Source organism: Cellulosimicrobium funkei (assembly GCF_900155925.1).
Lineage (GTDB): Bacteria > Actinomycetota > Actinomycetes > Actinomycetales > Cellulomonadaceae > Cellulosimicrobium > Cellulosimicrobium funkei.
Window position 1 is genome coordinate 18,719 of sequence record NZ_FTMI01000004.1, and the last position, 22,830, is coordinate 41,548.

General features: G+C 75.5%; 22 protein-coding genes and 3 tRNA genes. 14 read left to right on the forward strand and 11 right to left on the reverse strand.

Features of this window, described 5'->3' with window-relative positions; translation table 11 throughout:
- Positions 1–159: 159 nt before the first annotated feature.
- On the forward strand, positions 160–1,572 hold the full coding sequence (locus BXA05_RS11085; RefSeq protein ID WP_034653179.1) for an FAD-dependent oxidoreductase: 1,413 nt from the start codon (positions 160–162) through the stop codon (positions 1,570–1,572).
- A gap of 232 nt (positions 1,573–1,804) precedes the next feature.
- The gene (gene htpX / locus BXA05_RS11090) at positions 1,805–2,689 is read left to right on the forward strand and encodes a zinc metalloprotease HtpX (protein ID WP_021483666.1); all 885 of its coding nucleotides are present in this window, start codon (positions 1,805–1,807) and stop codon (positions 2,687–2,689) included.
- Positions 2,690–2,733: 44 nt separating this feature from the next.
- On the opposite strand, the gene BXA05_RS11095 is transcribed toward htpX, so the two are convergent.
- Genes BXA05_RS11095 through rarD form a run of 3 tightly spaced genes read right to left on the reverse strand, consistent with a single transcriptional unit; the run spans position 2,734 to position 5,299 of the window.
- Positions 2,734–3,705, reverse strand: coding sequence for an HAD family hydrolase (locus BXA05_RS11095; RefSeq protein WP_342065193.1), 972 nt, complete (start codon positions 3,703–3,705; stop codon positions 2,734–2,736).
- Between the two features lie 5 nt (positions 3,706–3,710).
- Positions 3,711–4,205: a YajQ family cyclic di-GMP-binding protein gene (locus tag BXA05_RS11100; protein ID WP_043654125.1), complete on the reverse strand. Its 495-nt coding sequence runs from the start codon at positions 4,203–4,205 to the stop codon at positions 3,711–3,713.
- A 56-nt stretch (positions 4,206–4,261) separates the two neighbouring features.
- Complete coding sequence (rarD, locus tag BXA05_RS11105; RefSeq protein ID WP_076405062.1) at positions 4,262–5,299, reverse strand: EamA family transporter RarD; 1,038 nt, start codon at positions 5,297–5,299, stop codon at positions 4,262–4,264.
- Between the two features lie 130 nt (positions 5,300–5,429).
- Between rarD and BXA05_RS11110 the strand changes: the two genes are divergently transcribed.
- The 6 genes from BXA05_RS11110 to BXA05_RS11135 all read left to right on the forward strand — a co-directional run bounded on the left by BXA05_RS11110 (position 5,430) and on the right by BXA05_RS11135 (position 7,062).
- Positions 5,430–5,511: transfer RNA gene (locus BXA05_RS11110), tRNA-Tyr, on the forward strand.
- Between the two features lie 165 nt (positions 5,512–5,676).
- Positions 5,677–5,749, forward strand: a tRNA-Thr gene (locus BXA05_RS11115).
- 61 nt (positions 5,750–5,810) lie between these two features.
- Positions 5,811–5,887: transfer RNA gene (locus tag BXA05_RS11120), tRNA-Met, on the forward strand.
- 86 nt (positions 5,888–5,973) lie between these two features.
- A complete protein-coding gene (rpmG, locus tag BXA05_RS20070; RefSeq protein ID WP_021482899.1) occupies positions 5,974–6,144 on the forward strand; it encodes a 50S ribosomal protein L33 in 171 nt (56 codons plus the stop codon).
- Between the two features lie 28 nt (positions 6,145–6,172).
- On the forward strand, positions 6,173–6,631 hold the full coding sequence (locus tag BXA05_RS11130; protein ID WP_076405063.1) for an FAS1-like dehydratase domain-containing protein: 459 nt from the start codon (positions 6,173–6,175) through the stop codon (positions 6,629–6,631).
- On the forward strand, positions 6,628–7,062 hold the full coding sequence (locus BXA05_RS11135; protein ID WP_021482901.1) for a MaoC family dehydratase: 435 nt from the start codon (positions 6,628–6,630) through the stop codon (positions 7,060–7,062). The genes BXA05_RS11130 and BXA05_RS11135 overlap by 4 nt, the downstream gene beginning before the upstream one ends.
- A gap of 88 nt (positions 7,063–7,150) precedes the next feature.
- Here the strand turns inward: BXA05_RS11135 and BXA05_RS11140 are convergent, their stop codons facing one another.
- Positions 7,151–8,182, reverse strand: coding sequence for a hypothetical protein (locus tag BXA05_RS11140; RefSeq protein WP_076405064.1), 1,032 nt, complete (start codon positions 8,180–8,182; stop codon positions 7,151–7,153).
- The gene (locus BXA05_RS11145) at positions 8,179–8,793 is read right to left on the reverse strand and encodes a SigE family RNA polymerase sigma factor (RefSeq protein WP_370670917.1); all 615 of its coding nucleotides are present in this window, start codon (positions 8,791–8,793) and stop codon (positions 8,179–8,181) included. The genes BXA05_RS11140 and BXA05_RS11145 overlap by 4 nt, the downstream gene beginning before the upstream one ends.
- Positions 8,794–8,954: 161 nt before the next feature.
- Here BXA05_RS11145 and BXA05_RS11150 point away from each other — a divergent pair, with 161 nt between their 5' ends.
- Positions 8,955–10,484, forward strand: a complete 1,530-nt coding sequence (locus BXA05_RS11150; protein ID WP_076405066.1) for a YyaL domain-containing protein — start codon at positions 8,955–8,957, stop codon at positions 10,482–10,484.
- Positions 10,485–10,493: 9 nt separating this feature from the next.
- Here the strand turns inward: BXA05_RS11150 and BXA05_RS11155 are convergent, their stop codons facing one another.
- Positions 10,494–11,636, reverse strand: a complete 1,143-nt coding sequence (locus BXA05_RS11155; protein ID WP_076405067.1) for a LacI family DNA-binding transcriptional regulator — start codon at positions 11,634–11,636, stop codon at positions 10,494–10,496.
- A gap of 72 nt (positions 11,637–11,708) precedes the next feature.
- Here BXA05_RS11155 and BXA05_RS11160 point away from each other — a divergent pair, with 72 nt between their 5' ends.
- From BXA05_RS11160 to BXA05_RS11170, 3 genes are all read left to right on the forward strand, one after another.
- A complete protein-coding gene (locus BXA05_RS11160; RefSeq protein ID WP_083711872.1) occupies positions 11,709–13,316 on the forward strand; it encodes an MFS transporter in 1,608 nt (535 codons plus the stop codon).
- The gene (locus tag BXA05_RS11165) at positions 13,313–14,626 is read left to right on the forward strand and encodes an MFS transporter (protein ID WP_076405069.1); all 1,314 of its coding nucleotides are present in this window, start codon (positions 13,313–13,315) and stop codon (positions 14,624–14,626) included. The genes BXA05_RS11160 and BXA05_RS11165 overlap by 4 nt, the downstream gene beginning before the upstream one ends.
- A gap of 62 nt (positions 14,627–14,688) precedes the next feature.
- The gene (locus BXA05_RS11170; RefSeq protein WP_076405303.1) at positions 14,689–15,906 is read left to right on the forward strand and encodes a UDP-N-acetylmuramate dehydrogenase; all 1,218 of its coding nucleotides are present in this window, start codon (positions 14,689–14,691) and stop codon (positions 15,904–15,906) included.
- 87 nt (positions 15,907–15,993) lie between these two features.
- On the opposite strand, the gene BXA05_RS11175 is transcribed toward BXA05_RS11170, so the two are convergent.
- From BXA05_RS11175 to BXA05_RS11185, 3 genes are all read right to left on the reverse strand, one after another.
- Positions 15,994–16,980 (reverse strand): L,D-transpeptidase family protein, encoded by a 987-nt coding sequence (locus tag BXA05_RS11175; protein WP_244550444.1) that lies wholly within the window; start codon positions 16,978–16,980, stop codon positions 15,994–15,996.
- 156 nt (positions 16,981–17,136) lie between these two features.
- Positions 17,137–17,532, reverse strand: a complete 396-nt coding sequence (locus tag BXA05_RS11180; RefSeq protein WP_076405070.1) for a GntR family transcriptional regulator — start codon at positions 17,530–17,532, stop codon at positions 17,137–17,139.
- A complete protein-coding gene (locus BXA05_RS11185; protein ID WP_076405071.1) occupies positions 17,525–18,451 on the reverse strand; it encodes a hypothetical protein in 927 nt (308 codons plus the stop codon). The genes BXA05_RS11180 and BXA05_RS11185 overlap by 8 nt, the downstream gene beginning before the upstream one ends.
- A gap of 165 nt (positions 18,452–18,616) precedes the next feature.
- On the opposite strand from BXA05_RS11185, the gene BXA05_RS11190 reads away from it, so the two are divergent.
- Positions 18,617–19,945: an aminoglycoside phosphotransferase family protein gene (locus BXA05_RS11190; RefSeq protein ID WP_076405072.1), complete on the forward strand. Its 1,329-nt coding sequence runs from the start codon at positions 18,617–18,619 to the stop codon at positions 19,943–19,945.
- Between the two features lie 64 nt (positions 19,946–20,009).
- Complete coding sequence (locus tag BXA05_RS11195) at positions 20,010–20,393, forward strand: hypothetical protein (RefSeq protein ID WP_076405073.1); 384 nt, start codon at positions 20,010–20,012, stop codon at positions 20,391–20,393.
- Between the two features lie 72 nt (positions 20,394–20,465).
- Here the strand turns inward: BXA05_RS11195 and BXA05_RS11200 are convergent, their stop codons facing one another.
- Together BXA05_RS11200 and BXA05_RS11205 are read right to left on the reverse strand one after the other, a co-directional pair.
- The gene (locus BXA05_RS11200; protein WP_076405074.1) at positions 20,466–21,140 is read right to left on the reverse strand and encodes a response regulator transcription factor; all 675 of its coding nucleotides are present in this window, start codon (positions 21,138–21,140) and stop codon (positions 20,466–20,468) included.
- Entirely contained in the window at positions 21,137–22,792 is a 1,656-nt protein-coding gene (locus BXA05_RS11205) for a sensor histidine kinase (RefSeq protein WP_143311134.1), read from the reverse strand. The genes BXA05_RS11200 and BXA05_RS11205 overlap by 4 nt, the downstream gene beginning before the upstream one ends.
- Positions 22,793–22,830: the final 38 nt, after the last annotated feature.

Genomic DNA, 22,830 nt, shown 5'->3' on the forward strand with positions numbered 1-22,830 from the left:
GTCAGGCTGGTCACGGAGGAGAGGGTCCGAGTGAGGCGACCCTCACCCCAGTCGTACAATCGAGAGGTCTCCTGCGGCCGGTACCCACCGGTCGACGCGGAACGGCCCGTCGGCCGCGCGGGAGAGACCCCCGTCCTCGACCGGAAGGCGCCCTGTCCTGTGAGCAGCATCCGTCCACTGCGCGTCGCGATCGTCGGCGCTGGTCCCGCCGGGATCTACGCCGCGGACATCCTGTCCAAGACCGACCTCGACGTGAGCATCGACCTGTTCGAGCGCCTGCCCGCGCCGTTCGGCCTCGTGCGCTACGGCGTCGCGCCGGACCACCCGCGCATCAAGCAGATCATCGTCGCGCTCCACAAGGTGCTGAGCCGCGGCGACATCCGCCTGCTCGCGAACGTGGACTACGGCGTCGACCTCAAGCTGGACGACCTGCGCCAGTACTACGACGCGGTGATCTTCTCGACCGGCTCGATCCGTGACGCGGCGCTCCCGATCGAGGGCATCGACCTCCCGGGCTCCTACGGCGCGGCGGACTTCGTGTCCTGGTACGACGGCCACCCCGACGTCCCGCGCACGTGGCCGCTCGAGGCCCAGCAGGTCGCGGTCCTCGGTGCCGGCAACGTCGCGCTCGACGTCGCGCGCGTGCTCGCCAAGCACGCGGACGACCTGCTGCCGACCGAGGTCCCGCAGAACGTCTACGAGGCGCTCAAGGCGTCGCCGGTCACCGACGTGCACGTCTTCGCGCGCCGCGGCCCGGCGCAGGCCAAGTTCTCGCCGCTCGAGCTGCGCGAGCTGGGCCACGTCCCGGACGTCGACGTCATCGTCTACCCGGAGGACTTCGAGTTCGACGAGGGCTCGATGGCCGCCATCAGCTCCTCGAACCAGACGAAGCAGGTCGTCAAGACCCTCACCGACTGGACGCTCAAGGACCCGAGCGAGAACACGGCGTCGCGCCGCCTGCACCTGCACTTCCTCCACGCGCCGTCGGCCGTCCTCGGCGACGGCAAGGTCGAGGCGCTGCGGACCGAGCGCACGCGTCTCAACGGCGACGGCACGGTGTCCGGGACGGGCGAGTTCCACGAGTGGCCCGTCCAGGCCGTGTACCGCGCGGTCGGTTACTTCGGCTCGCCGCTCCCGGAGATCCCCTTCGACGAGCTCAAGGGCGTCATCCCCAACCGCGAGGGCCGCGTCGTCGACATCGACGGCGAGCACCTCCCCGGCGTCTACGCGACGGGCTGGATCAAGCGCGGTCCCGTGGGCCTCATCGGGCACACGAAGTCCGACGCGTCCGAGACCGTCCGGCACCTCGTCGAGGACGTCACGGGCGCGGGCGACGGCGGCGACGTCGCGGCGGCCGACCTCACGGCGGGCCGCGTCGCGCCGCTCGGCGAGCCCGAGGCCGTCCTGGACTTCCTGCGCGAGCGCGGCGTCGACCCGATCGAGTGGTCGGGCTGGGAGCTCCTGGACGCGTACGAGCGCTCGCTCGGCGAGCCGCACGGGCGCGAGCGCATCAAGGTCGTGCCGCGCGAGGACATGATCCGCGTCGCGCGCGGCCAGTCGCAGGCCGGCTGACCCGGCCCCGGCCGCACGCCCGACGGCGCCCCACCCGCACCGGGTGGGGCGCCGTCGTCGTCCCGGGCGTGGTCCGGGACCTCCCTCGTCGCGGGTGCCCGACGCCGTCGCCCCGCCCGGGAACGGGACGGTCGCCTCGGGCGTTCATCCAGGTGGGCGTCGGCAGGGTCGGCGCCCGTCGGGCGCCCGGCACACCGCGCGGGCGGGCCCGGGGCGCGGAAGGGAGCACAGCGTGGGGCGTCAGCACTTCAACGGTCTCAAGACGGCGGGCCTGTTCGGCGTCATGTGGGCCATCGTCCTGGGCCTGTGGGCCCTGTTCGGCGCGCGCGCGAACCTGCTGTGGGTGTTCGTCGGCATCGGCCTCGTCACGACGTTCTACGGCTACTGGAACTCCGACAAGATCGCGATCCGCGCGATGCACGCGCGCCCGGTGAGCGAGCTCGAGCAGCCCGCCATGTACCGGATCGTGCGCGAGCTCTCGACCGAGGCGCGCCAGCCGATGCCGCGCCTGTACGTCTCGCCCACCCAGGCGCCCAACGCGTTCGCGACGGGTCGCAACCCGAAGAACGCCGCCGTGTGCTGCACCGAGGGCATCCTGCGCCTGCTCGACGAGCGCGAGCTGCGCGGCGTCCTCGGGCACGAGCTCATGCACGTGTACAACCGCGACATCCTCACGTCGTCGGTCGCGGGCGCGCTCGCCGGGGTCATCACGTCGCTCGCGCAGTTCCTGCTGATCTTCGGCGGCGACCGCGACCGCGGCGGCAACCCGCTCGCGGCGATCGCCATGGTGGTCCTCGCGCCGATCGCGGCGATGCTCGTGCAGCTCGCGATCTCGCGCACGCGCGAGTACGACGCGGACGAGGACGGCGCGAAGCTCACCGGCGACCCCCTCGCGCTCGCGTCCGCGCTGCGCAAGCTCGACGCCGGGACGCAGCGCGCCCCGCTGCCCCAGAACCGCGACCTCGTCGACGTCTCGCACCTCATGATCGCCAACCCGTTCCGCGGCGCGGGCGTCGGCAAGATGTTCGCGACCCACCCGCCGATGGCGGAGCGCATCAAGCGCCTCGAGGCGATGGCCGGCCACGGCCCGGGCTACGGCGGCATCACGTACCACTGACCGGCCCGCACCGGAGTGCAGGGCCTGGAGCGCGGTGGCCGCGCTCAGCGGGCCGTCGTCCTCCTCGGCGCGCCGCGCAGGGCCTCGACGGCGTCGAGCAGGACGCGCGCGACGCCGTCGTGGTCGTTCGAGCCCGTGCGGTCGGTCGCCGCAGCGAGCACGTCGGGGTGCGCGTTCGCGACGGCGAACGAGCGCCCTGCCCAGCGCAGCATGGGCAGGTCGTTGGGCATGTCGCCGAACGCCCAGACGTCGTGCGGTTCGACGCCGAGGCGCGCGCACCAGCGCGCGAGCGCGGCGTCCTTAGTGACCGTCGGGGCGAGCAGCTCGGCGAGCCCTGCCGCGCCGGAGTAGGCGAGGTGGGCGCGGTCCCCGACGGCGTCGCGCACGCGCGCGAAGAACGTCTCCTGCGCCGTCGTCTGCCCGTCCGCGACGACGACCGGCTGCGTCGCGGGGGCGTCCTCGACGGGCACGGCGGGGTCGCGCGCGAGGATCTTGCCGACGGGCTGCCGTCCCGCGTCGCCCGGCGCGTCGTCGTGGCCGAGCGTCGTCTCGACCACGGCGACGACGTCGGCGTCGTCGTCCGGCGTGGAGCGGAAGCCCGGGTCGAAGGTCGGGCCGTCGACGCGCTCGAACGCGAGCGCGACGCCCGGGACGGCGGCCCGCAGGTCTTCGACGAGCGTCGAGGCCTCGCTGTCCGTGAAGCCGCACACGTCGAGCGGGCTCGCGGTCGCGAGGTCCCAGACGGCGGCCCCGCCGAGGCAGATGACGTGCCCGTGCCCGCCCACGACGTCGGCCAGCGCGCCGAGCCAGCGCGGCGGCCGGGCGGTGACGAACACCACCTCGACGCCCGCGTGCTCGGCCGCGCGCAGGGCGGAGCGGGTGCGCTCCGAGACGGTGCCGTCGGAGCGCAGGAGCGTGCCGTCGAGGTCGGTCGCGACGACGCGCGGGAGCCCGCTCGGCGACGCGGCGGGACGGCCCGGCGCGACCGGGCGCGGGCCGCCGTCGGGCACGGTCACGGTGGCTACCGGTAGTTCGTGAACTGCAGCGCGACGTCGAGGTCGGCGCCCTTGAGCAGCGCGATGACGGTCTGGAGGTCGTCGCGCGACTTGCTCGTCACGCGCACCTCGTCGCCCGTGATCTGGGTCTTCACGGCCTTGGGGCCCTCGTCGCGGATGATCTTGGTGATCTTCTTCGCGTTCTCGCTCGACAGGCCCTCCTTGAGGGTCGCGACGAGGCGGTACTCCTTGCCCGACGCCTTGGGCTCCTTGTCGCCCGTGTCGAGGGACTTGAGCGAGATGCCGCGCTTGATGAGCTTGGTCTCGAACACGTCGAGGATCGCGAGCACGCGCTCGGCCGAGTTGGCGACCATGACGATCGTCTCGCCGCTCCAGGCGATCGACGCGCCGACGTTGCGGAAGTCGTAGCGCTGCGAGACCTCCTTGGCGGCCTGGTTCAGCGCGTTGTCGACCTCCTGGCGGTCGACCTTGCTGACGATGTCGAACGACGAGTCGGCCATGGGTGGTCCTCTCTCGGGCCGGGAACGGTGCTGGGTCCCACCGTAGTCGAGCGTGCTCAGCGACGGGCCGCGAGGCGCGTCGCCCGGGCGGTGCGCAGGCCGTCGACCGACAGCACGACGAGCGCGAGCCAGACGAGCCCGAAGCCCGCCCACCGCGTCGGCGACATGGGCTCGTGGAACACGAGCAGGCCGAACAGGAACTGCAGCGCGGGGCCCAGGTACTGCAGGAGGCCGACGACGCTCAGCGGCAGCCGCCGGGCGGCCGCGCTGAACAGCAGCAGCGGCAGGGCCGTGACGATCCCGGCGGAGGCGAGCAGCAGCGCGTGCCCGACGCCCTCGGTGCCGAACGTGCCGGCTCCCGTGGCGCCCAGCCACCCGAGGTAGACGAGCGCGACGGGCGTGAGCACCGCCGTCTCGACGGCGAGCCCCGGGAGCGCCTCGACAGTGCGGCCCACGCGGTTCTTCACCAGGCCGTAGAGGCCGAACGAGCCGGCGAGGACGAGCGCGATCCACGGCAGGCCGCCGGCACCGGTGCTGATGACGACGACGGCGGCCGCGCCGACGCCGACCGCGACCCACTGCGCGGGCCGCAGCCGCTCGCGCAGGACCGCCACGGCGAGGAGCACGGTGACGAGCGGGTTGATGAAGTACCCGAGCGCGGCGTCCAGCACGTGGCCGGAGAGGACGCCGTACACGTAGACCGTCCAGTTCGTCACGATGAGGACGGCGGCGACGGCGAGCGTCCCGAGCGTCCGGGGCGACCGGAGGGCGGCGACGAAGCCCCCGAGCTGGCGTGTCGCGGCGAGCAGCACGAGACAGAAGAGCAGGCTCCACACGACGCGGTGGGCGATGATCTCGAGCGGTGCGGCCGGCTCCAGGAGCGGGAAGTACAGGGGCATCGCGCCCCAGAGGAAGAACGCGCCGGCACCGAGCAGCAGGCCCCAGCGGTCCGTCGGGGCGGGTGCGCCGCGGTCCGTGCCCGACGGCGCGGGTGCCGCGGCGTCGGACGGTGCGGCGGGGACGGACGGGGCGTCGGGGGGCGCGGGCGTCCCGGTGCCGGGGAGGTGGTCCGGCGCGGGGGAGGGGTGGGTCACCGCACCACTGTACGGAGGGGCGCCCACACGCGGATTTCGCACCTGGTCCGCTCGGGCTGTATCGTTGGCTCGCCCGCACGGCAGGGGCTGCACCTGGTGCAGCGTCCACCGGCGAGCGACAACTCCACACGGCAGGTTGCCCGAGCGGCCAAAGGGATCTGACTGTAAATCAGACGGCTCAGCCTTCGGGGGTTCGAATCCCTCACCTGCCACCGGAGCGACGGGGCGTCACCCACGGGTGGCGCCCCGTCGTCGTGCCGGTCCGGTGCGTGGGGCGTGCCCCGCGAGCGCGTCGCCGGCACGGTCCGACGGCCCGGAAACGGCGGAACGACGCCGATTTCTCTCGGCGCCATGTTCCGTGTAGAGTTTTCCGCGCTGCCCCGATAGCTCAGTCGGCAGAGCGTCTCCATGGTAAGGAGAAGGTCAAGGGTTCGATTCCCTTTCGGGGCTCTGTGGTGACGCGGGGTCGTCTTGCTGGAATACTGCAAGGCGACCTCGCGTTCAGTCACGCGGCGGGGTAGCTCAGATGGTTAGAGCGCACGACTCATAATCGTGAGGTCGCGGGTTCGATCCCCGCCTCCGCTACCACTTTCGACAACCTCGTACGGCGGCCGGCGTCGTGCGACCTGCACAGCACATGCGCCCTCCGGAGGCGCGAGAGGTGGCTCACTACCGTGGCAAGCAAGAGCGCTGACGTTCGCCCCAAGATCACGCTGGCCTGCGTGGACTGCAAGGAGCGCAACTACATCACGAAGAAGAACCGTCGCAACGACCCGGACCGCCTGGAGCTCGCGAAGTTCTGCCCGCGCTGCGGCAAGCACACCGCGCACCGCGAGACCCGCTGAGCCTCCGGCTCCGCGCCCGCGACCCGCAGTGAGCGTCAACCTGGCCTATGTCGGCCGCGAGTACCCCGCCAACGCGCCGTACTCGGTGGGGCGCGAGAAGCTGCGCGAGTTCGCGGGCGCCGTCGGCGCCACCCACCCCGTGCACCACGACCTCGTGGCGGCGCGGGGTGCTGGCTATCCGGACCTCGTCGCACCTCCGACCTTCGCGGTCGTCGTCGCCCAGCGGGCGGAGGGGCAGCTCATCGAGGACCCGGAGGCGGGCATCGACTTCTCGCGCGTCGTCCACGCGGACGAGCGCTTCACGCATCACCGGCCGATCGTCGCGGGCGACGAGCTCGTGACCGTGCTGCACGTGGACTCGATCGTCGAGCGAGCCGGCCTCGCGATGGTCACCACGCGCTGCGAGATCGCGGCCCTGTCCGACGCCGGCGCCGAGCCGGTCGCGACCGTCACCTCGACCCTCGCCGTCCGCGGGGAGGGCGCATGAGCACCGACGTCACCCGTCCCGTCCTCGCCGACCTCTCCGTCGGCGACGTGATCGGCACGCGCACGGTCGAGGTCGACCGCGCCCGCCTCGTGCGGTACGCCGGTGCGAGCGGCGACTTCAACCCCATCCACTGGAACGACGCGTTCGCGGCCGAGGTCGGCCTGCCGGGCGTCATCGCGCACGGCATGTTCACCATGGGGGCCGCCGTCGCGCTGGTGGAGGACTGGGCCGGTGACCCGGGCGCGGTCGTCGACTACCAGACGCGCTTCACCCGCCCCGTGCCCGTGCCCAACCCGGGCGTCGCGACGCTCGAGGTGACGGGCACCGTCGGCGCGATCGACGGCGAGGCGGGCACCGTCCGCGTCGACCTCACGGTCACGTTCGAGGGCGCACGCGTGCTCGGCAAGACGCAGGCCGTCGTCCGCCTCTGACCCGCGGTCGCCCGGGGCGACCACGCGCTCCTGACGCCACGAGGGCGCCGCACCCGGCCGGGTGCGGCGCCCTCGTCGTCTCGAGGACTCAGCAGGTCTTCCAGCAGTCGGGGCCGCCGCTCGCCGGGGGCGGCCCGGCGACCTCTCCCTCGTCGAGATACGTGGTGTGCAGCACGACGTGCTGCAGTGCGGCGGCGCCGTCGCCGTCCGACCCCGCGGTCGGGGCGTCGGCGGTGGGCTCGGAGCCGGACGTGCCGAGATCGACGTCGAAGGTGAGCTCGAGGAGCCGGTGCTCCGCCGTGTCGTAGACGAGCCGCACGATCCGGTTGCTCTGGTCCTGGCCGACCCATTCGAGGCCCTCCCCGGTACGCCCCTGCGTGTCCTGGACGGCGCCGAGCGGGGTGCTGGCCGCCAGCCCGGTGAGCGTCGCCCAGAGCCCGTCGCGCACGGCGGGCGAGGTGGGGCCGCTGTGCAACAGGTTCCACGTCTTCTGGGCGAGCGCGTCCTCGTTCACGGTCCCGACCTCCGCCCGGACGCTGTCGCGCAGGAGCGCGTCGAGCTCCGCCGGGTCCGTCGGGAGCGTGGCGAGCTCGTCCCAGCCGAGCCGGACGTGCTCCCCGTCGATGACGAGCGACCCGAACGTCGAGCCGGGCGAGGGTTCCATGGCGTCGTCCCCCTCGAAGGCTCGGTACGAGTCGCCCTCCGGATCACGCGCGGTCCAGTACGTGATGCCCTGCGAGCGCTCCTCGGTCCGTCCGTCGCTGGTCGTCTCCGTGCTGGTCGTCAGGGTGCGGACGCGCCAGTACGGCCCGTCGGCCGGGCCGTTGCCCTGCGGCCTCCCGTCGGGGACCGGCGCCGCGGCGTCGCCGCCGCTCGCCGGAGCGATCTGCGACGGGTGCGTGGGACTGGGCTCCGACCAGTAGGACGCCGCACCCACCCCGCCGGCGACGATCGCGAGCGCGCACAGGCCCGAGACCACGGTGCGGCGCCGTCGTCGGCTGCGGCGGGCCGTCGGGAGCACGCGGTCGGTGTCGACGTCGATGCGGGGGGCGAGCGTGTCGACCCGTGCGCGCAGCGCGCGCACGAACGTCTCGTCGTCGGTCGGAAGGGTGCCGGTCATGGCTGCCTCCTGTCGGTCCGGTCGGTGGGGCGGTGGTGCGGCGCGCCGGCGGTGCCGAGGACGGAGCGGAGCTGTCCGAGCCCGCGGGACGCCGTGGACTTCACGGTGCCGACGGAGACGCCGAGGTCGTCGGCGACCTCCCTCTCGCTCAGCCCGACGAGGTGGCGCAGCACGACGACCCGGCGCTGGCGGGCCGTGAGCGTCGCGAGCGCGCGGACGAGGGCGTCCCGCTCGGCGTGCTGGTCGGCCCGGGCGTCGCTCGCCGTCTCGGGTAGGTCGGGCGGCGCGACGAGCACCTCCCGTCGTCGGCGGCGCCACGTGTCGACCCGCAGATTGGCGAGGGTGCGGCGGGCGTACGCGTAGGGATCGCGCTCACGGGCCGTGCGCCAGTGCAGGTACGTGCGGGTCAGGGCCTGCTGGACGAGCTCGTCGGCCAGGTGCGCGTCGCCGCACAGCAGCCACGCGGTGCGCGCGAGCCGGGGAGCGGCGCTCGCCATGAAGTCGCTGAACTCCTGCTCGTGCGACGTGACCACCCGGACGACGGGGAGCAGGGCGTCGGGTGGTGGGCTCTCGTCGGGCTGGTCGTCGGCCGAGAGGGCGATCGCGTTCACGGTCATGACTGTCACACGCGCGAGGGCTCCCGAAGGTTGAGTCTCCGGCGTGCGATGCGGCGCACCGGGTTCGATACGTCTCGCCTCGGCACACCCCTTTCGCCGTGAGAGCGCTCCCACTATGGTGGGTCGCGCCACTCACGACGTCGAAGGAGACGCTCATGACCCAGCTCGACGGCCGCTCTGGACGGCCCGACCTCACCGCGCACGACCCCGGTCCCGCTCGCGGCGTCGACCGACGCACCGTCCTCGCCCTCGGCGGCGCGCTCGCGCTCGCGGGGCTGACCGCGACCCCGGCGGCGGCCCGCTCGGGTGCGACCCTGCCTGCGGCGACGGGCGCCGTCGGGCAGACTGCCGGCGTCCCGGCGCGGGGCCGCGCGGCGTCGGTCCAGCGCGCCCACGGCTTCCTCGCCGCGGCGACCGACGCCTACCCGGAGGTGAACCCCGGCCCGCGGCTCGCGCAGTCCTACGCCGACCAGCTCGGGCTGTTCTCCACCGCGTTCGTCTACGACAACGCCCTCGCGATCCTCGCGACGCTCACCGCGGGGCGACGCCACCTCGACCGCGCGCGGGCGCTCGGCGACGGGCTCGTCTTCGCGCTCGAGCACGACCCCGACCACGACGACGGCCGGCTCCGGCAGGCGTACAACGTCGGTCCCTACACGTTCTACGACGGCACGCCGCAGGAGCACGGGCTCGTGCTCCCCGACGGGACGGCGAACGTCGGGTGGCAGTTCGGCTTCCTCGGGACGGCGGTCGGGGACATGGCGTGGCCGGGCATCGCCCTGCTGCACCTGCACGCCGTGACGCGCGAGCGACGCTACCTCGACGCCGCCCGGCGGATCGGCGAGTGGATCGTCGCGCACACGTGGTCGCAGGCGCCCCTCGGCGGGTTCTCGTTCGGCGTGGACGGCGCGAACGTCCCGATCCCCAACGGCTCGACCGAGCACAACGTCGACTGCGTCGCGTTCTTCCGCCAGCTCGGGTACGTGACGCGCGACCGGCGCTGGAGCCGTGCCGCCGAGCACGCGCGCGCGTTCGTCGACCGCATGTGGGAGCCCGAGGGCGGCTACCTCTACACCGGCACGAACGACGGCACCGAGATCAACCGGGACCCGCTCCCGCTCGACCCGCAGACGTGGGGGTGGCTCGCGCTGCGCGAGCGGCGCTACGCCCGTGCCCTGGACTGGGCGGACGACGCGCTGGCCGCGCGCGACGTCGCGGGCGAGGGGGTGTCGCAGCTCCCCGCGGGCACGGTCGTCGAGGGCGTGACGTTCTCGAGCGCGAGCCTCACGTCGACGGCCTCGTACAACGACCTGCCGGTGCACCCGCAGGGCGTGTGGCTGGAGGGGACGGCGCAGCTCGCGTCGGCGCTCGCGGACCGCGGGGCGCGCGGGCGGGGGAGCCGCGACGACCGGCGGCGGGGGCGCCGGGGCTGCGAGCGGGACGACGACCGGGTCCGCGCCGAGGGCCTGCTGCGGGAGGTCCAGGGCGTGCAGGAGGGCGTCGGTGCCGGTCAGACGATCGGGGGCGCGCCGCTGCCCGAGCGCGCGGGCGTCGTCGCGGCGTCGAGCCTGCTCGACTCGGGGTTCGGCTTCGGGTACTTCCAGGTCCAGCACGTCGGCGCGACGTCGTGGTACCTGCTCGCCGCGGCGCGCGCGAACCCGCTCCAGCCGGGCCGGCTGGGCTGACGCGCGGGCTCAGGTGGTGGGGGCGGGGCCCGTCGTCGTCCCCACCACCAGCTCGACGTCGAGCTCGACCGTGGTGGGCGCCTCGCCCGCGAGCTGGCGGATGACGGCCAGCCCCAGCTCGGCGCCCTTGCGCGCGAGCGGCTGGTGCACGCTCGTCAGCACGTCGGGGGCCAGCCACGGGAGGTCGAGCCCGTCGAAGCCCGCGACCGAGACGTCGTCGGGCACGCGCAGCCCGAGCTCGCGCGCGGCGAGCAGCGCGCCCGCGGCGAGGAGGTCGGAGTGGGCGATGACGGCGGTCGGCCGGGTCGCGGGGTCGGCCGGCTCGGTCGTCCCGTCGGCCGCGGGGCGGCCGAGCAGGGCGAGCGTGGCGGAGCGGCCGTGCTCGACGAGCGAGGCCTCGGTCTCCCAGCTCGCGACCGGCTCGACGACGTCGCGCACGCCCGCGAGGCGGTTGGCCGTCGGGGTCCGGTCCACCTGCGCGAGCCGCGCGGCGTCGAGCGGTCCGCTGCGGTCGGACGTGTCGAGGGGGAGCGAGACCTCGGCGATGCGCGTGTGCCCGAGCTCGACCAGGTGCCGCACGGCGTCCGCGGTGCCCGCGCGGTCGTGGATGAGGACGAGCGGGGCGCCATCGACGGGGCGGCCCTCGCCGACGACGACGGGCACGCCGCGCCGCTGGAGCGCGGCGAGCGTCGCGTCGTCCGTGCCGACGCCCCACACGAGCACCGCGACGTCCATGGCCGCGCTCTCGACGAGCGGGTCGACGGCGCGTGCGGGGTCGTCGGACGGGATACCGGGGATGAGCAGCACGCCGAGGCCGTTCTCGCCCAGGGTCGAGACGAGGCCGTCGAGCACCTGGACGGCGACGGGGTCGCGGAACGCGCGGCGCAGCTGGTCGCCGACGACGACCCCGACGACGCCCGACCGGCCCGAGCGGAGCTGGCGGCCCAGCGGGTTCGGTCCGGTGTACCCGAGCTCCTTCGCGGCGTCGAGCACGCGCGCGCGGGTCTCCGGGGTGATCGGCCCGGCGCCGGAGAACGCGAGGGAGGCCGTCGAGACGGAGACCCCCGCGAGCTCGGCGACCTTGGCGAGCGTGGGCCGGTGAGCCGGCGCGGCGGGCGCCGCGGGCTCCCGGTTCCCGGGGGTGTCGCTCATCACGCTCCCTGCCTCCCGCGGGCGCGGGATTCTCGATTGACGCGCGGCCAGCGTACCCGCACACTGGTGACCATGCCTCGAATCGATTCGAAGCGCACTCTCGTCCGTCGGATCGAATCGATTCGAGGAGGTGCTGCGCAGTTCTCGTCCGGCCCCGAGTCCGACGCCCGCGCCCTGGCCAGGGCCCGCTGGGTGCTCCTCGGGGTGTTCGCGCTCAACGGCGTCATGATGTCGAGCTGGCTCGCGCGCCTCCCCTCCGTGCGCGACGCGCTCGGCCTCGGCCCCGCAGACCTGGGCGTCGTGCTCCTCGCGGGCGCCGTCGGCGCGCTCCTCACGGTCACCGCGGCCGGACCCTTCGTCACGCGGTTCGGCGGCCGGGTCGCGTTCGCCGTCTCGGCGGGCCTGTTCGGCGTCGCGTTCCTCCTGCTCGGGCTCGGCCCCGCCACCGGGTCGGTCGCGCTCCTCGCCGTGGGCATCTTCGTCAACGGCATGGCGTTCTCGCTCGGCAACGTGCCGATGAACGTGGAGAGCGCGGGCATCGAGCGGCGCGTCGGGCGCACGATCCTGCCCCAGTTCCACGCCGCGTTCTCCGTCGGCGCCGTCGTGGGCTCGCTGGTCGGCGCGGCGTGCGCGCACGCCGAGGTGCCCGTCGTCGTGCAGTTCGTCGCGACCGGGGTCGTCGCCACGGTGTGGCGGCTCGCCGCGATCCCCGCCACGGTCCACGACACCCTCCCGACGCGGACCCCCGCCCGCGGCACCGCGGCGCCGGCCCCGGTCGACGCGCTCGGCGACGCCGTCGTCGACGTCGAGACGGCGGGCCTGCGCGCGCGCCTCGCCCGGCGCGGCGCCCGGCTCGGCGCCGCGCTGTCGGCATGGCGCGAGCCGCGCACGCTGCTCATCGGTCTCGTCATCCTCTCGGCCGCGCTCTCCGAGGGCTCCGCCAACGACTGGCTGTCCCTCGCCGTCGTGGACGGGTTCGCCCAGACCGAGGCCGTCGGCGCGGTCGTCTTCGGTACGTTCGTCGCCGCCATGACCGTCATGCGCCTCGCGGGCACGCGCCTCATCGACCGGTTCGGCCGCGTCACCGTGCTCCGCGCGTCGGGCGTCGCGTCGATCGCCGGTCTCGTGCTCTTCGGGTTCGCACCGACGCTCCCGCTCGCGGCCGTCGGGGTCGTCCTGTGGGGCTTCGGCGCCGCGCTCGCGGTGCCCGTCGGGATCGCCGCGGCGTCCGACGAGCCCCTGCGGGCCGCGAGCCGTGTCTCGGTCGTGTCGGCGTTCTCCTCGATGGCGTCGCTCGCCGCGCCGCCGCTCCTCGGCCTCGCCGCCGAGGCGATGGGCGCGCGCCACGCGCTCGTCCTCATCGTCGCCGCGATGGTTCTCAGCGTCCTCCTCGCGCGCCAGGTGGCGCCCCTGGGCACCGCCGCTGCCCGCGCGGCGCGCCCGGCGCGCGGCACCGACGACGCCGCACCCGTCGCGGTGCAGGATGGTCCGGTGGACGTCCCGACCCCCGGCGCGGACGGCGCCCCGGACGCCGTGGGCGCCCCCGCCCCGGCCGACGGCGCCCGTCGCCGCCGCCCGTGGCGCAGCGTCCGCGCGGGCGCCTCCGCCACCGCCCACCGGGCCGCGTCCCGCCGCCCCCGCACCCGCCCGTCGCACCGCCGCGAGGAGATCTCCGCATGACCACCGCCCGACCCGACCGCCGCGTCGTCGCCCTCGCCACCTGGTCCGTCTTCGCGGTCTTCTTCCTCAACGGGTTCAACTTCGCGACGTGGGCCTCCCGCCTGCCCGCGGTGCGGGACTCGCTCGGCTTCACCGAGGCGCAGATGGGCCTCCTGCTGCTCTTCATGGCGGTGGGGTCGCTGCTCGCGCTGCCGCTGTCCGGGATGGTCGTCCAGCGGCTCGGTGCCTCGAAGGCCGTGACGGTCTTCGCGGTGACCAACGTCGTCGGGCTCGTCACCGCGGTCACGGGCGTCGCGACGGGGGAGGACGTCGTCGTGCGCGTCGGGCTGTTCCTCGCCGGGATCGGCACCGGCGTGTGGGACGCCGCGATGAACCTCGAGGGCGCCGCCGTCGAGCAGCGGCTCGGCAAGGCGATCATGCCGCGCTTCCACGCCGGGTTCTCGTTCGGCACCATGGCCGGCGCCGGCGTCGGCGCGCTCATGGCCGCGCTGCACGTGCCCGTCCAGGTGCACCTCACGGCCGCCGTCGTGCTGAGCCTCGTCGGCGTCCTGTGGTGCGTGCGGTTCTTCCTCCCCGCGGGCAAGGTGGAGCACGCGGTCGCCGACGCCGTCGAGGACGCCGCCGGTGCCGACCCCGCCGCCTCAGCCGGGAGCGGGGCGTCGCACGGCACGGGCAAGGACGAGCGCGGGGCCCTCAGCGCGTGGACCGAGCCGCGCACCCTCCTCATCGGGCTCGTCGTGCTCGCGGCCGCGCTCACCGAGGGCGCCGCGAACGACTGGGTGAGCCTCGCCGTCGTCGACGGGTTCGGCACGTCCGACGCGATGGGCGCCGTCGGGCTCGCCGTGTTCCTCACCGCCATGACCGGGATGCGCCTGCTCGGGACGGGCCTGCTCGACCGCTACGGCCGCGTCGCCGTCCTGCGCCTGGGCGCCGCGCTCGCGCTGCTCGGTCTGCTCGTGTTCACGCTGTCCCCGAACCTCTGGGTCGCGCTCGTCGGCGTCGTCGCGTGGGGCATGGGTGCCGCGCTCGGGTTCCCCGTGGGGATGAGTGCCGCGTCCGACGACCCCGCGCGCGCCGCCGTGCGCGTGAGCGTCGTCGCGACGATCGGGTACTCCGCGTTCTTCATGGGGCCGCCGCTCATCGGGTTCCTCGCCGAGCACGTCGGCTACCGCGGGGCGCTCCTCGTGATCGCCGTGCCCGTCGTCGTCGGCCTGCTGGTCGTCGGCGCTACGCGTCCGCTCCCCACGGCCGCCGGTGCCGCGGGCCAGCAGGCCGCCCAGGGCGCGGACCGCGCGGGGCGCGCCGACTGACGGGGAACCCGAACTACGCTGGACGGGTGACCTGCGAACCTGCCGCCCCCGTGGACCGTGACCTGCCCGAGATCGTCGGGACCGCCCCGGGGCTGCGTCCCGAGGCCGTCGGGACGCCGTCGCTCGCCGAGCTGACGACGCTGCGCGTTGGCGGGCCGGCGGACCGGTACGTCGAGGCGCACAGCGAGGCCGAGCTGCTGGAGATCGTCCGGGCCGCCGACGAGGCGGGGGAGCCGCTCCTCGTGGTCGGCGGAGGCTCCAACCTGCTCGTCGGCGACGAGGGCTTCGGCGGCGTCGTCGTGCGCGACCTGCGGCGCGGCATCACCGTCGACGCGGAGGACTCGTGCGGGGGCGCGAGCTTCCACGCCCCGGCGGGTCAGGACTGGGACGAGCTCGTGGCGCGCGCGGTCGCGGAGGAGTGGGTCGGGGTCGAGGCGCTGTCGGGCATCCCCGGCACCGTCGGCGCGGCGCCGGTCCAGAACATCGGCGCGTACGGGCAGGACGTCGCGGGCGTGGTCTCGACCGTGCGGGTCTGGGACCGCGCACGATCGCGCGTGCGCACGCTCGCCCTGGGCGAGCTCGCGTTCGGCTACCGGACGTCGCTGCTCAAGCGCAGCATGCACGTGGACGCCGGCGCCGGGTCCGACGACGACGGTCCCTGGTACCCGTCGCCCCGCTACGTCGTGCTCGACGTGGGCTTCCAGGCGCGGCTCGGGTCGTTGTCGGCGCCGGTCGCGTACCCCGAGCTGGCACGCACGCTCGGGGTCCAGGTCGGGGACCGCGCGCCGAGCGCGGACGTGCGCGCCGCGGTGCTCTCCCTGCGCGCGCGCAAGGGCATGCTGCTCGACGGCGTCGGCCCCGACGTCGACCCCGCGGCGGGGCCTGACCACGACCGCTGGAGCGCCGGGTCGTTCTTCACGAACCCCGTCGTCCCTGCCGAGCAGGCGGACCTGCTCCCGGCCGAGGCCCCGCGGTACCCGGTCCGCACGGCGACCCCGACCCGGACCACCGGCCCGAGCCTCGGCGAGATCGACCCGACGCTCGTGAAGACGTCGGCCGCGTGGCTCATCGAGCACGCGGGCTTCACCAAGGGGTTCGGCGTGCACGGCCCGTCGAGCCTCGCGCGGCTGTCGACGAAGCACACGCTCGCGCTGACGAACCGCGGCGGGGCGAGCGCGGAGGACGTCGTCGAGCTCGCGCGCGCGGTGCGCGACGGCGTCGTGGAGGCGTTCGGCGTCGAGCTCGTGCCGGAGCCGGTGCTCGTCGGCGTCGCGCTCTGACCCGCCCGTCGCTGAGTGCATGATCTCGTCGCGTTCGGATCCCGCCGCCGCGACGAAGTCATGCACTCAGCGCACCGGGGGCTCGGCTCAGTAGACGAGGACGGTGGTGCCGGGGTCGGCGCGCCAGGTGTCCCAGAGCCAGTTCATGGCCGAGTTCGCGACGCGGACGCACCCGTGCGACGCGGGCCACGGCGGGATCGACCCCGAGCCGTGCACCGCGATCCCGCCGGTGAAGAACTTGGGGCGCCACATGTCGCCGAGCTCGAGGCTGGACGAGTGGTTCCCGTCGACCTGGCGGCCTACCTGGAACGTTCCGCGCGGCGTGCTCGCGCGGTAGGTGCGCCCCTTCGCCTCGTACGACTCGCCGTTCCCGGACGACGCGTTGACCACCGTGACGACGCGACCGTCCTCGACGGCGAGCAGGAGCTGGCGGTCGAGGTCGATCTCGACGACCTTGCCCGACCCGCTGCGCGGCTGCGGCGTGACGCCCTCGTCGAGCGCGGCCTGGGTCGCGGGCCCGACGACGCCGTCGCGCGAGAGGCCCGCCGCCTTCTGCAGGGCCCACACGGCCTGCTGGGTGCCGCCGCCGAAGTCGCCGTCGGGCGCGCCGATGAAGTAGCCGAGGTCGGCGAGGCGCTGCTGGAGGGCGACCACCCGCTCGCCGGTCGCCCCGCGCGCGAGCTCGACCGGCTCCGGCGGGGCCTCGGGCGTCGGCGTGGGCGTGGGCTCGGCGGCCGGCGGCGGCGTGCTGGGCTCGGGCGTCTCGGTGGGCGTCGGGTCGGGCTCGGGCGTCTCGGTGGGGGTGGGCTCCGGCGCCGTGGTGGGCGCGGACGGGCTCGGGCTCGTCGGCTCCGGCGAGGTCGGGCTCTCGGAGGCCGACGGCGTCCGCCTGGGCTCCATGTCCGGCAGGCCCGCCTGGCAGCCCGCGAGGGCCAGCGCGGCGGCGAGCGCGGGCACGACGGCGCGCGCGACCACCCGCCGGACGGGCCCGCGACGGCGCGGTGCCGCCGTCGGTCGCGCGCCGGTCGCGGGCGCGCTCGCCGTCGTGGGCGAGCGGACGGTTCCCTGCTCCACCTGGTCCCCCTTCGTCTGCCGCGGCGTCGCCGCGATGGTCCATCATGCGCCGTCCGCCGCGCCCGGTCGGACGACGGCGCCGGTTTCTCGGCGGATCGTGACCCGGTCGTGACGCACGGTCTGTGGCGCCGGTCGGTGCCCGGTCCGTGCCGGAGGTCAGTGCGGCGCGCCCTGCTCCGGGCGGTGCGCGCCGAGCAGCGCGCCGCGCAGGACGTCGACGATCGCGTCGTCCGACAGCCCGGCCTCGCGGCCGGCGCGCACGAGCTCGTGCGCGGCGTGGCGCGCGGCGACGTCCGTGGGGGAGACGCCGTCGGCGACGACCGTCCCGGCCCGGCGACGCGTCGTGACGACCCCGGCCGCCTCGAGCTCCCGGTACGCGCGGGCCACCGTCCCGGGGGCCAGACCGAGGTCGGTCGCGAGCGCGCGGATCGTGGGGAGGCGGTCCCCGACGCGCAGCCGCCCGGCCGCGACGTGCGCGACGACCTGGCTCCGGATCTGCTCGTACGGGGCGAGGCCGGTGCGCAGGTCGATCTCGACGCGCAGCTCACCCATCGCGACGCCCGTGCCCCGCGGACGCCGGGGCGGCGACCTCAGCGTCGGGGTCGGGGGCGGGACGCACGCCGACGGCGACCGCCACGAGGGCGATCCCGACGGCGACGACCACGAGCACGACCGCCCCGGGGTAGCCCGCCCGGGCGGCGGCGTTCGCGCCGTAGGCGAGCGTGCCGGCCGCGGTGAGTCCGAGCGCGAGCTGGGTGCCGCGCAGGACCCGGTGCGCGGACGCGCGACGCAGCGCGAGGTCCCACCCGGGCTCGACGCGCGGGACGGCGGGGCGGCGCGCGACCAGCCGGAGCACGCCCTCCGCGCCGGCCACGAGCAGCACGGCGCCGGCCGCGAGCCAGGCGCCGTAGAACCACCCGGGGTAGGGGCTGGTCGTCGACGTGACGTCGCCCAGCACGCGCGTCACGGACCGCCCGTCCGACCCGGCGGTGAGGCCGCCGACCGCGGTGAGCACGAGCACGAGGGCACCGAGGGCCCAGGTGAGGCGGCGCAGGCCGCGCGGCGCGACGTCGGACACCGTGCGCGGGCGCAGCGTGGCCGCCCGGACCGCCGTGCGCTGGCGCGGCCAGGTGCGCTCGCCGACGGCGTGCGCCCCGAGGAACGCCAGGCCGACGAGCGCGGGGGAGAGCCCCACGAGCACGCCCTCCGCGAGGCCGCCGACGGCGGTCGTCACGGCCTGCACGAGGACGGCGCCCACGAGCGCGGCGGCGGTCGCCGCGGCGACGCTGACGGTCGTCGCGTGCCGTCGGGCGGCGCAGCGCACCGGGTCCCCGTCCGCGAGCCCGTGCAGGGCGGGCGCCGGCTCGCGCGTCAGCGCGCGCACGACGAGCACCACGAGGGCGCCGACGCCCGCGAGTACGGCGAGGGCGACGACGCTCCACAGCAGGTCGTACGCGGCGGGGACGAACATGTTGACCCCGCCCGGCTCCTCGGAGACGCTTTGTATCAACACATCGATACATTCCCACGGACCCGTGCGCGGGTCAAGGGCCGCATGGCGCCGCGGGCGGACTCGATGAGAGGACTCTCATCGGGCTCTCACCGCCGTTCCACGCGCGCACGGTGCCCTGGGCGCATGACGATCGCCCCCGCCGTCCCCGACCAGCGCGCCTGGCTCGACCTGCTCACCGGTCCCGACGCGGGCGGCCTCCTCGACGCGGCGCTCGGGGCCGACGGCGCCGCGCTCGGCACGTGGCGCGTGCACCAGGTGCACGCGCGCCCCGGCGCGGAGGTCACCGTCGGGTACGACGTCGTCGCGCGCCGCACGCTCCCGACCCGGCCCGGCGGGGCGGTCGCGACCGTCGACGCGACCGCGTACCTGCTCGCCACGACGGCACCCCTGCCGCCGGACGCCGTCGGGCCGGGCGTCGCGCGCCTGGAGGACGGGCCGCGCGTCGTGCACGTGTGGCGGCACCCGGCCGACCCGGCGCTGCCCGCGCTCGCCGCGGCGTGCGACGCACCCGGGCTCACGCGCCGCCTGGACGACGCGGGCGTGCTCGCCCCGGGCGAGTCCGTCGAGTCCGTGGCGATGGTCGCCTACCGTCCCCTGCGCCGCGCGGTGCTCCGCGCCCGGACGCCCTCGCGCACGCTCTACGTCAAGGTCGTCCGGCCCGGCCGGGCGCGCGCGCTCGCGCGCCGCCACGACCTCCTCCAGGACGGGGCCGTGCGCGCCCCGCGGTGCCTCGCTCGGGACGACGACGGCCTCGTGGTCTTCGAGGAGGCGCGCGGCCCGTCGCTCGCGCAGCACCTCGCGGCATCGGGACCGGAAGCGCAGCCCGAGGCGATCGACCCGCACGAGCTGCTCCGTGCGCTCGACGCGCTGCCGGAGCGCGCGACGACGCTGCGCCGTCGGCCCGCGTGGGCGGAGCGCGTGGAGCACTACGCGACGTCGGCGCTCGCGGTCCACGGTCTCGACGCCGAGCGGGTGCGGCACGTGGCGCGCGCCGTCGGGGACGCGGTCGCGACGCGCGACCCGGGCCCCGTCGTCGCGACGCACGGCGACTTCTACGAGGCGAACGTCCTGCTCGAAGCGGGCCCGGACGCTGTCGACGTCCCGGGGGCGACGGCCCGGCCGCGCGTGGCCGCGCTGCTCGACGTGGACACGCTCGGGCCGGGCCACCGCGTGGACGACCTCGCGTGCCTCGTCGGGCACCTCGCCGTCCTGCCCGCGCTCGCGCCGACCGTGTACGGGGGCGTGGGCGGGCTCGTCGAGCGGTGCCTCGCGGTGTTCGGGACCGCCGTCGACCCGGTGGGGCTGCGCGCCCGGGCCGCGGGCGTCGTGCTGTCCCTCGTGCCGGGCGCGGGCTCGCGCGAGCTCGCGGAGGCCTGGCTCGCGGTCGCCGACGGGCTGCTGCCGGTTCCTGAGAGCACTCTCATGACGACCTCCTCGGAGTCTCACGCGTGAGCGGGAGGCTCGAGACCTGCACGGCCGAGGGGTCGTGCGCACCATCGGACGAAGGAGAAGCACCATGAAGGCACGCAGCGCATGGATCGTCACCGGGGCGCTCGGCGCGGTCGGTCTCGGGGCCACGATGGCCGCCGCCCAGGGCGCGCTCGACGCCCCCGACGAGGCGGTCGTCTCCCCGTCGGTCCAGGTGACGACGTCCGACGCCGCGACGGCCGCGGCGACCGCGTCGGCCACCCCGAGCCCGACGGACGTCCAGAACGGGACGTCGATCACGACGGTCACCGCGGGCTCCGCGAACACGTCCGCGTCGCCCACGACGGCGGCCTCCGCCGTGACGAGCCAGACGGCGAACACCGCCCCGACGGCCGACACCGCGGGCACCGCGCAGACGGCGAGCACGCCGGCCAGCCCGGTGACCCCGCCGTCGCCGCAGTCCGCGACCTGACCGGGCCCGGGCCTCGCCGTCCGCGCCCGCACGACGCCCGCCCCGGCCCCCGGGGCGGGCGTCGTCGTCGGTTCAGGAGCGCCGCGGCGCGTCCGCGAGACGGTAGCCCATCCCGCGCACGGTGACGAAGTGCTCCGCGCCGAGCTTGTTGCGCAGGTACCGCACGTACACGTCGACGACGTTGGAGCCGGGGTCGAAGTCGTACCCCCACACGCGCGAGAGGAGCTGCTCGCGGCTGAGGACCTGGCCGGGGTTGCGCAGGAACGCCTCGGCGAGCGCGAACTCGCGCGCAGAGAGGTCGACCTCGCGGTCGGACGTCCGGGCCCGCCGAGTGCGCAGGTCCAGGCTCAGCGCACCGTGCGTGAGCACCGTGACCTCGCCCGCGGGCTCGCTGCGCAGCCGGAGCCGGATGCGTGCGAGGAGCTCCTCGAAGCGGAACGGCTTGGCCATGTAGTCGTCGGCGCCGCCCTCGAGCCCGGCGACGGTGTCCGTGACGGACGTGCGTGCCGTGAGGATGATGACGGGGATCGCGTTCCCGGTCTCCCGCAGCCGGCGCAGCACGGTGAAGCCGTCCTGGTCCGGCAGGCCGAGGTCGAGCACGAGGAGCGCGAAGTCGCCGGTGCTCGCGAGGTCGAACGCCTCGCGGCCCGTCGCGACCGTGGTGCTCGCGTAGCCCGCGGCGCGCAGCCCCTTGGCCACGAACGCCGCGATGCGGGTCTCGTCCTCGGCGACGAGGATCTGGCTCACCGGGTGGTCCTTCCGTCGTGGTCGGTGCCGGTCTCGGCGCCGGACTCGGTGCTGCTCTGGGTGTCGTTCTCGGTGCCGCTCCGGCTGCCGGTCGGGGTGCGGGTCTCGGAGCCCGACCCCGGGCTGGTCGGCTGCGCGTCCGGCGTGTCGGGCGGCAGCTCGGGGGTCGCGGCGGACGGCGCCGTGGGTGCGGTCGGCGCGGTCGCCCCGTACGGGGCTACCGCGTCACCGGTCGGCCCGGGGGCCTGCCCGGGGACCGGCACGAGCGGCAGGTCGAGCGTGAACGTCGACCCGACGCCTGGCGTCGAGGCGACGTGGACGCGGCCGCCGTGGCCGTCGGCGATCGCGGCGACGATCGCGAGCCCCAGCCCGGCGCCCTCGGGGTGCGCCGCGCCGGGCGTGGTGGCCTGCGCGAACCGCTCGAAGATCCGTTCCTGCTGCTCGGGGGCGATCCCGACGCCCTCGTCGCGGACCCACACGCGCACGCGCGCGCCGTCGTCGGACACGGCCGAGCCGAGCGCGACGGCCGACCCGGGCGCCGAGAACTTCACCGCGTTGGCCGCGAGCTGGAGGAGCGCCTGCGTGAGGCGCTGCGCGTCGGCCCGCACCGCGACGTCCGCGCGCGCGTCGACGAGCCACCGCCGGTCGCCGAGCGTGCGGACCTTGTCGTGGACGTCGTCGAGCAGGCGCCCGAGGTCCGTGTCGAGCGGGCGCACGAAGTCCGGGCGCCCGGCGGTCGCGAGCGTCACGAGGTCGTCCACGAGGCGGTTCATGCGGTCGAGCTCGTCGAGCGCGAGGTCGCGCGTCTCGGTCGCGTCGGTCGCGTCGTGGGGGTCCATGAGCTCGAGGTGGCCTCGCACCACGGTGAGGGGCGTGCGCAGCTCGTGCCCGACGTCGTCGATGAGCCGGCGCTGCGAGTCGAACGCGCCCTCGAGCCGGTCGAGCATGCCGTTCACGGTGCGGGACAGGTCGGAGAGGTCGTCGTTGCCCGTGACCGGGATCCGCGCGGAGAGGTCGGTCTCGCCGATGCGCTGCGCGGTGCGCGAGAGCGTGCGGATCGGGAGCAGGAGCCGGCCGGCCACGACCCAGCCGACGACGCCGATGAGCACGAGCGCGCCGAGCGCGACGACGGCGTACGTGCGGAAGACCTGGGCGAACTCGGCGTGCTCCGCCGAGCGGTCGTAGGCGAGGACGAGTGCCGCGGGCGGCCCGGCGCCGTCCGCCCCAGTCGCACGCACGGGCGCGACGAGCGCGCGGTAGTCCGCGGTCGCCGTCCCGACCGAGCGCAGCACCACGTGGTCGCCCGCCACGAGCGGCGACAGCGCGGCGACGAGCTCGGCGTCCTCCTCGAGGCGCAGGCGCACGTCCTGCTGCGACACGAGCGGCGTGCGACCCTCGCGCAGCCCGAGCACGCCCTCGTTCTGGGCGGGCACGGTGAGCTGGATCGACGCGACGACGACGTCCTCGGCGGACCGGAACGGCTCGCCCGTCACGGGGTTCACGCCGGAGCCCGCGATCCGCCGGAGCTCGTTCGCGCTCCGCACGAGGCTCTCGTCGATGCGCGCGTCGAGCTGGCCGCGCTGCAGGAACCACGCCGCGCCGCCCGCGAGGAGCAGCGCGAGGGCGGACAGGCCGAGGAACGCCGCGAGCATCCGGGTGCGGACCGTGAGCCCCGCGCCACGCGCCCGGC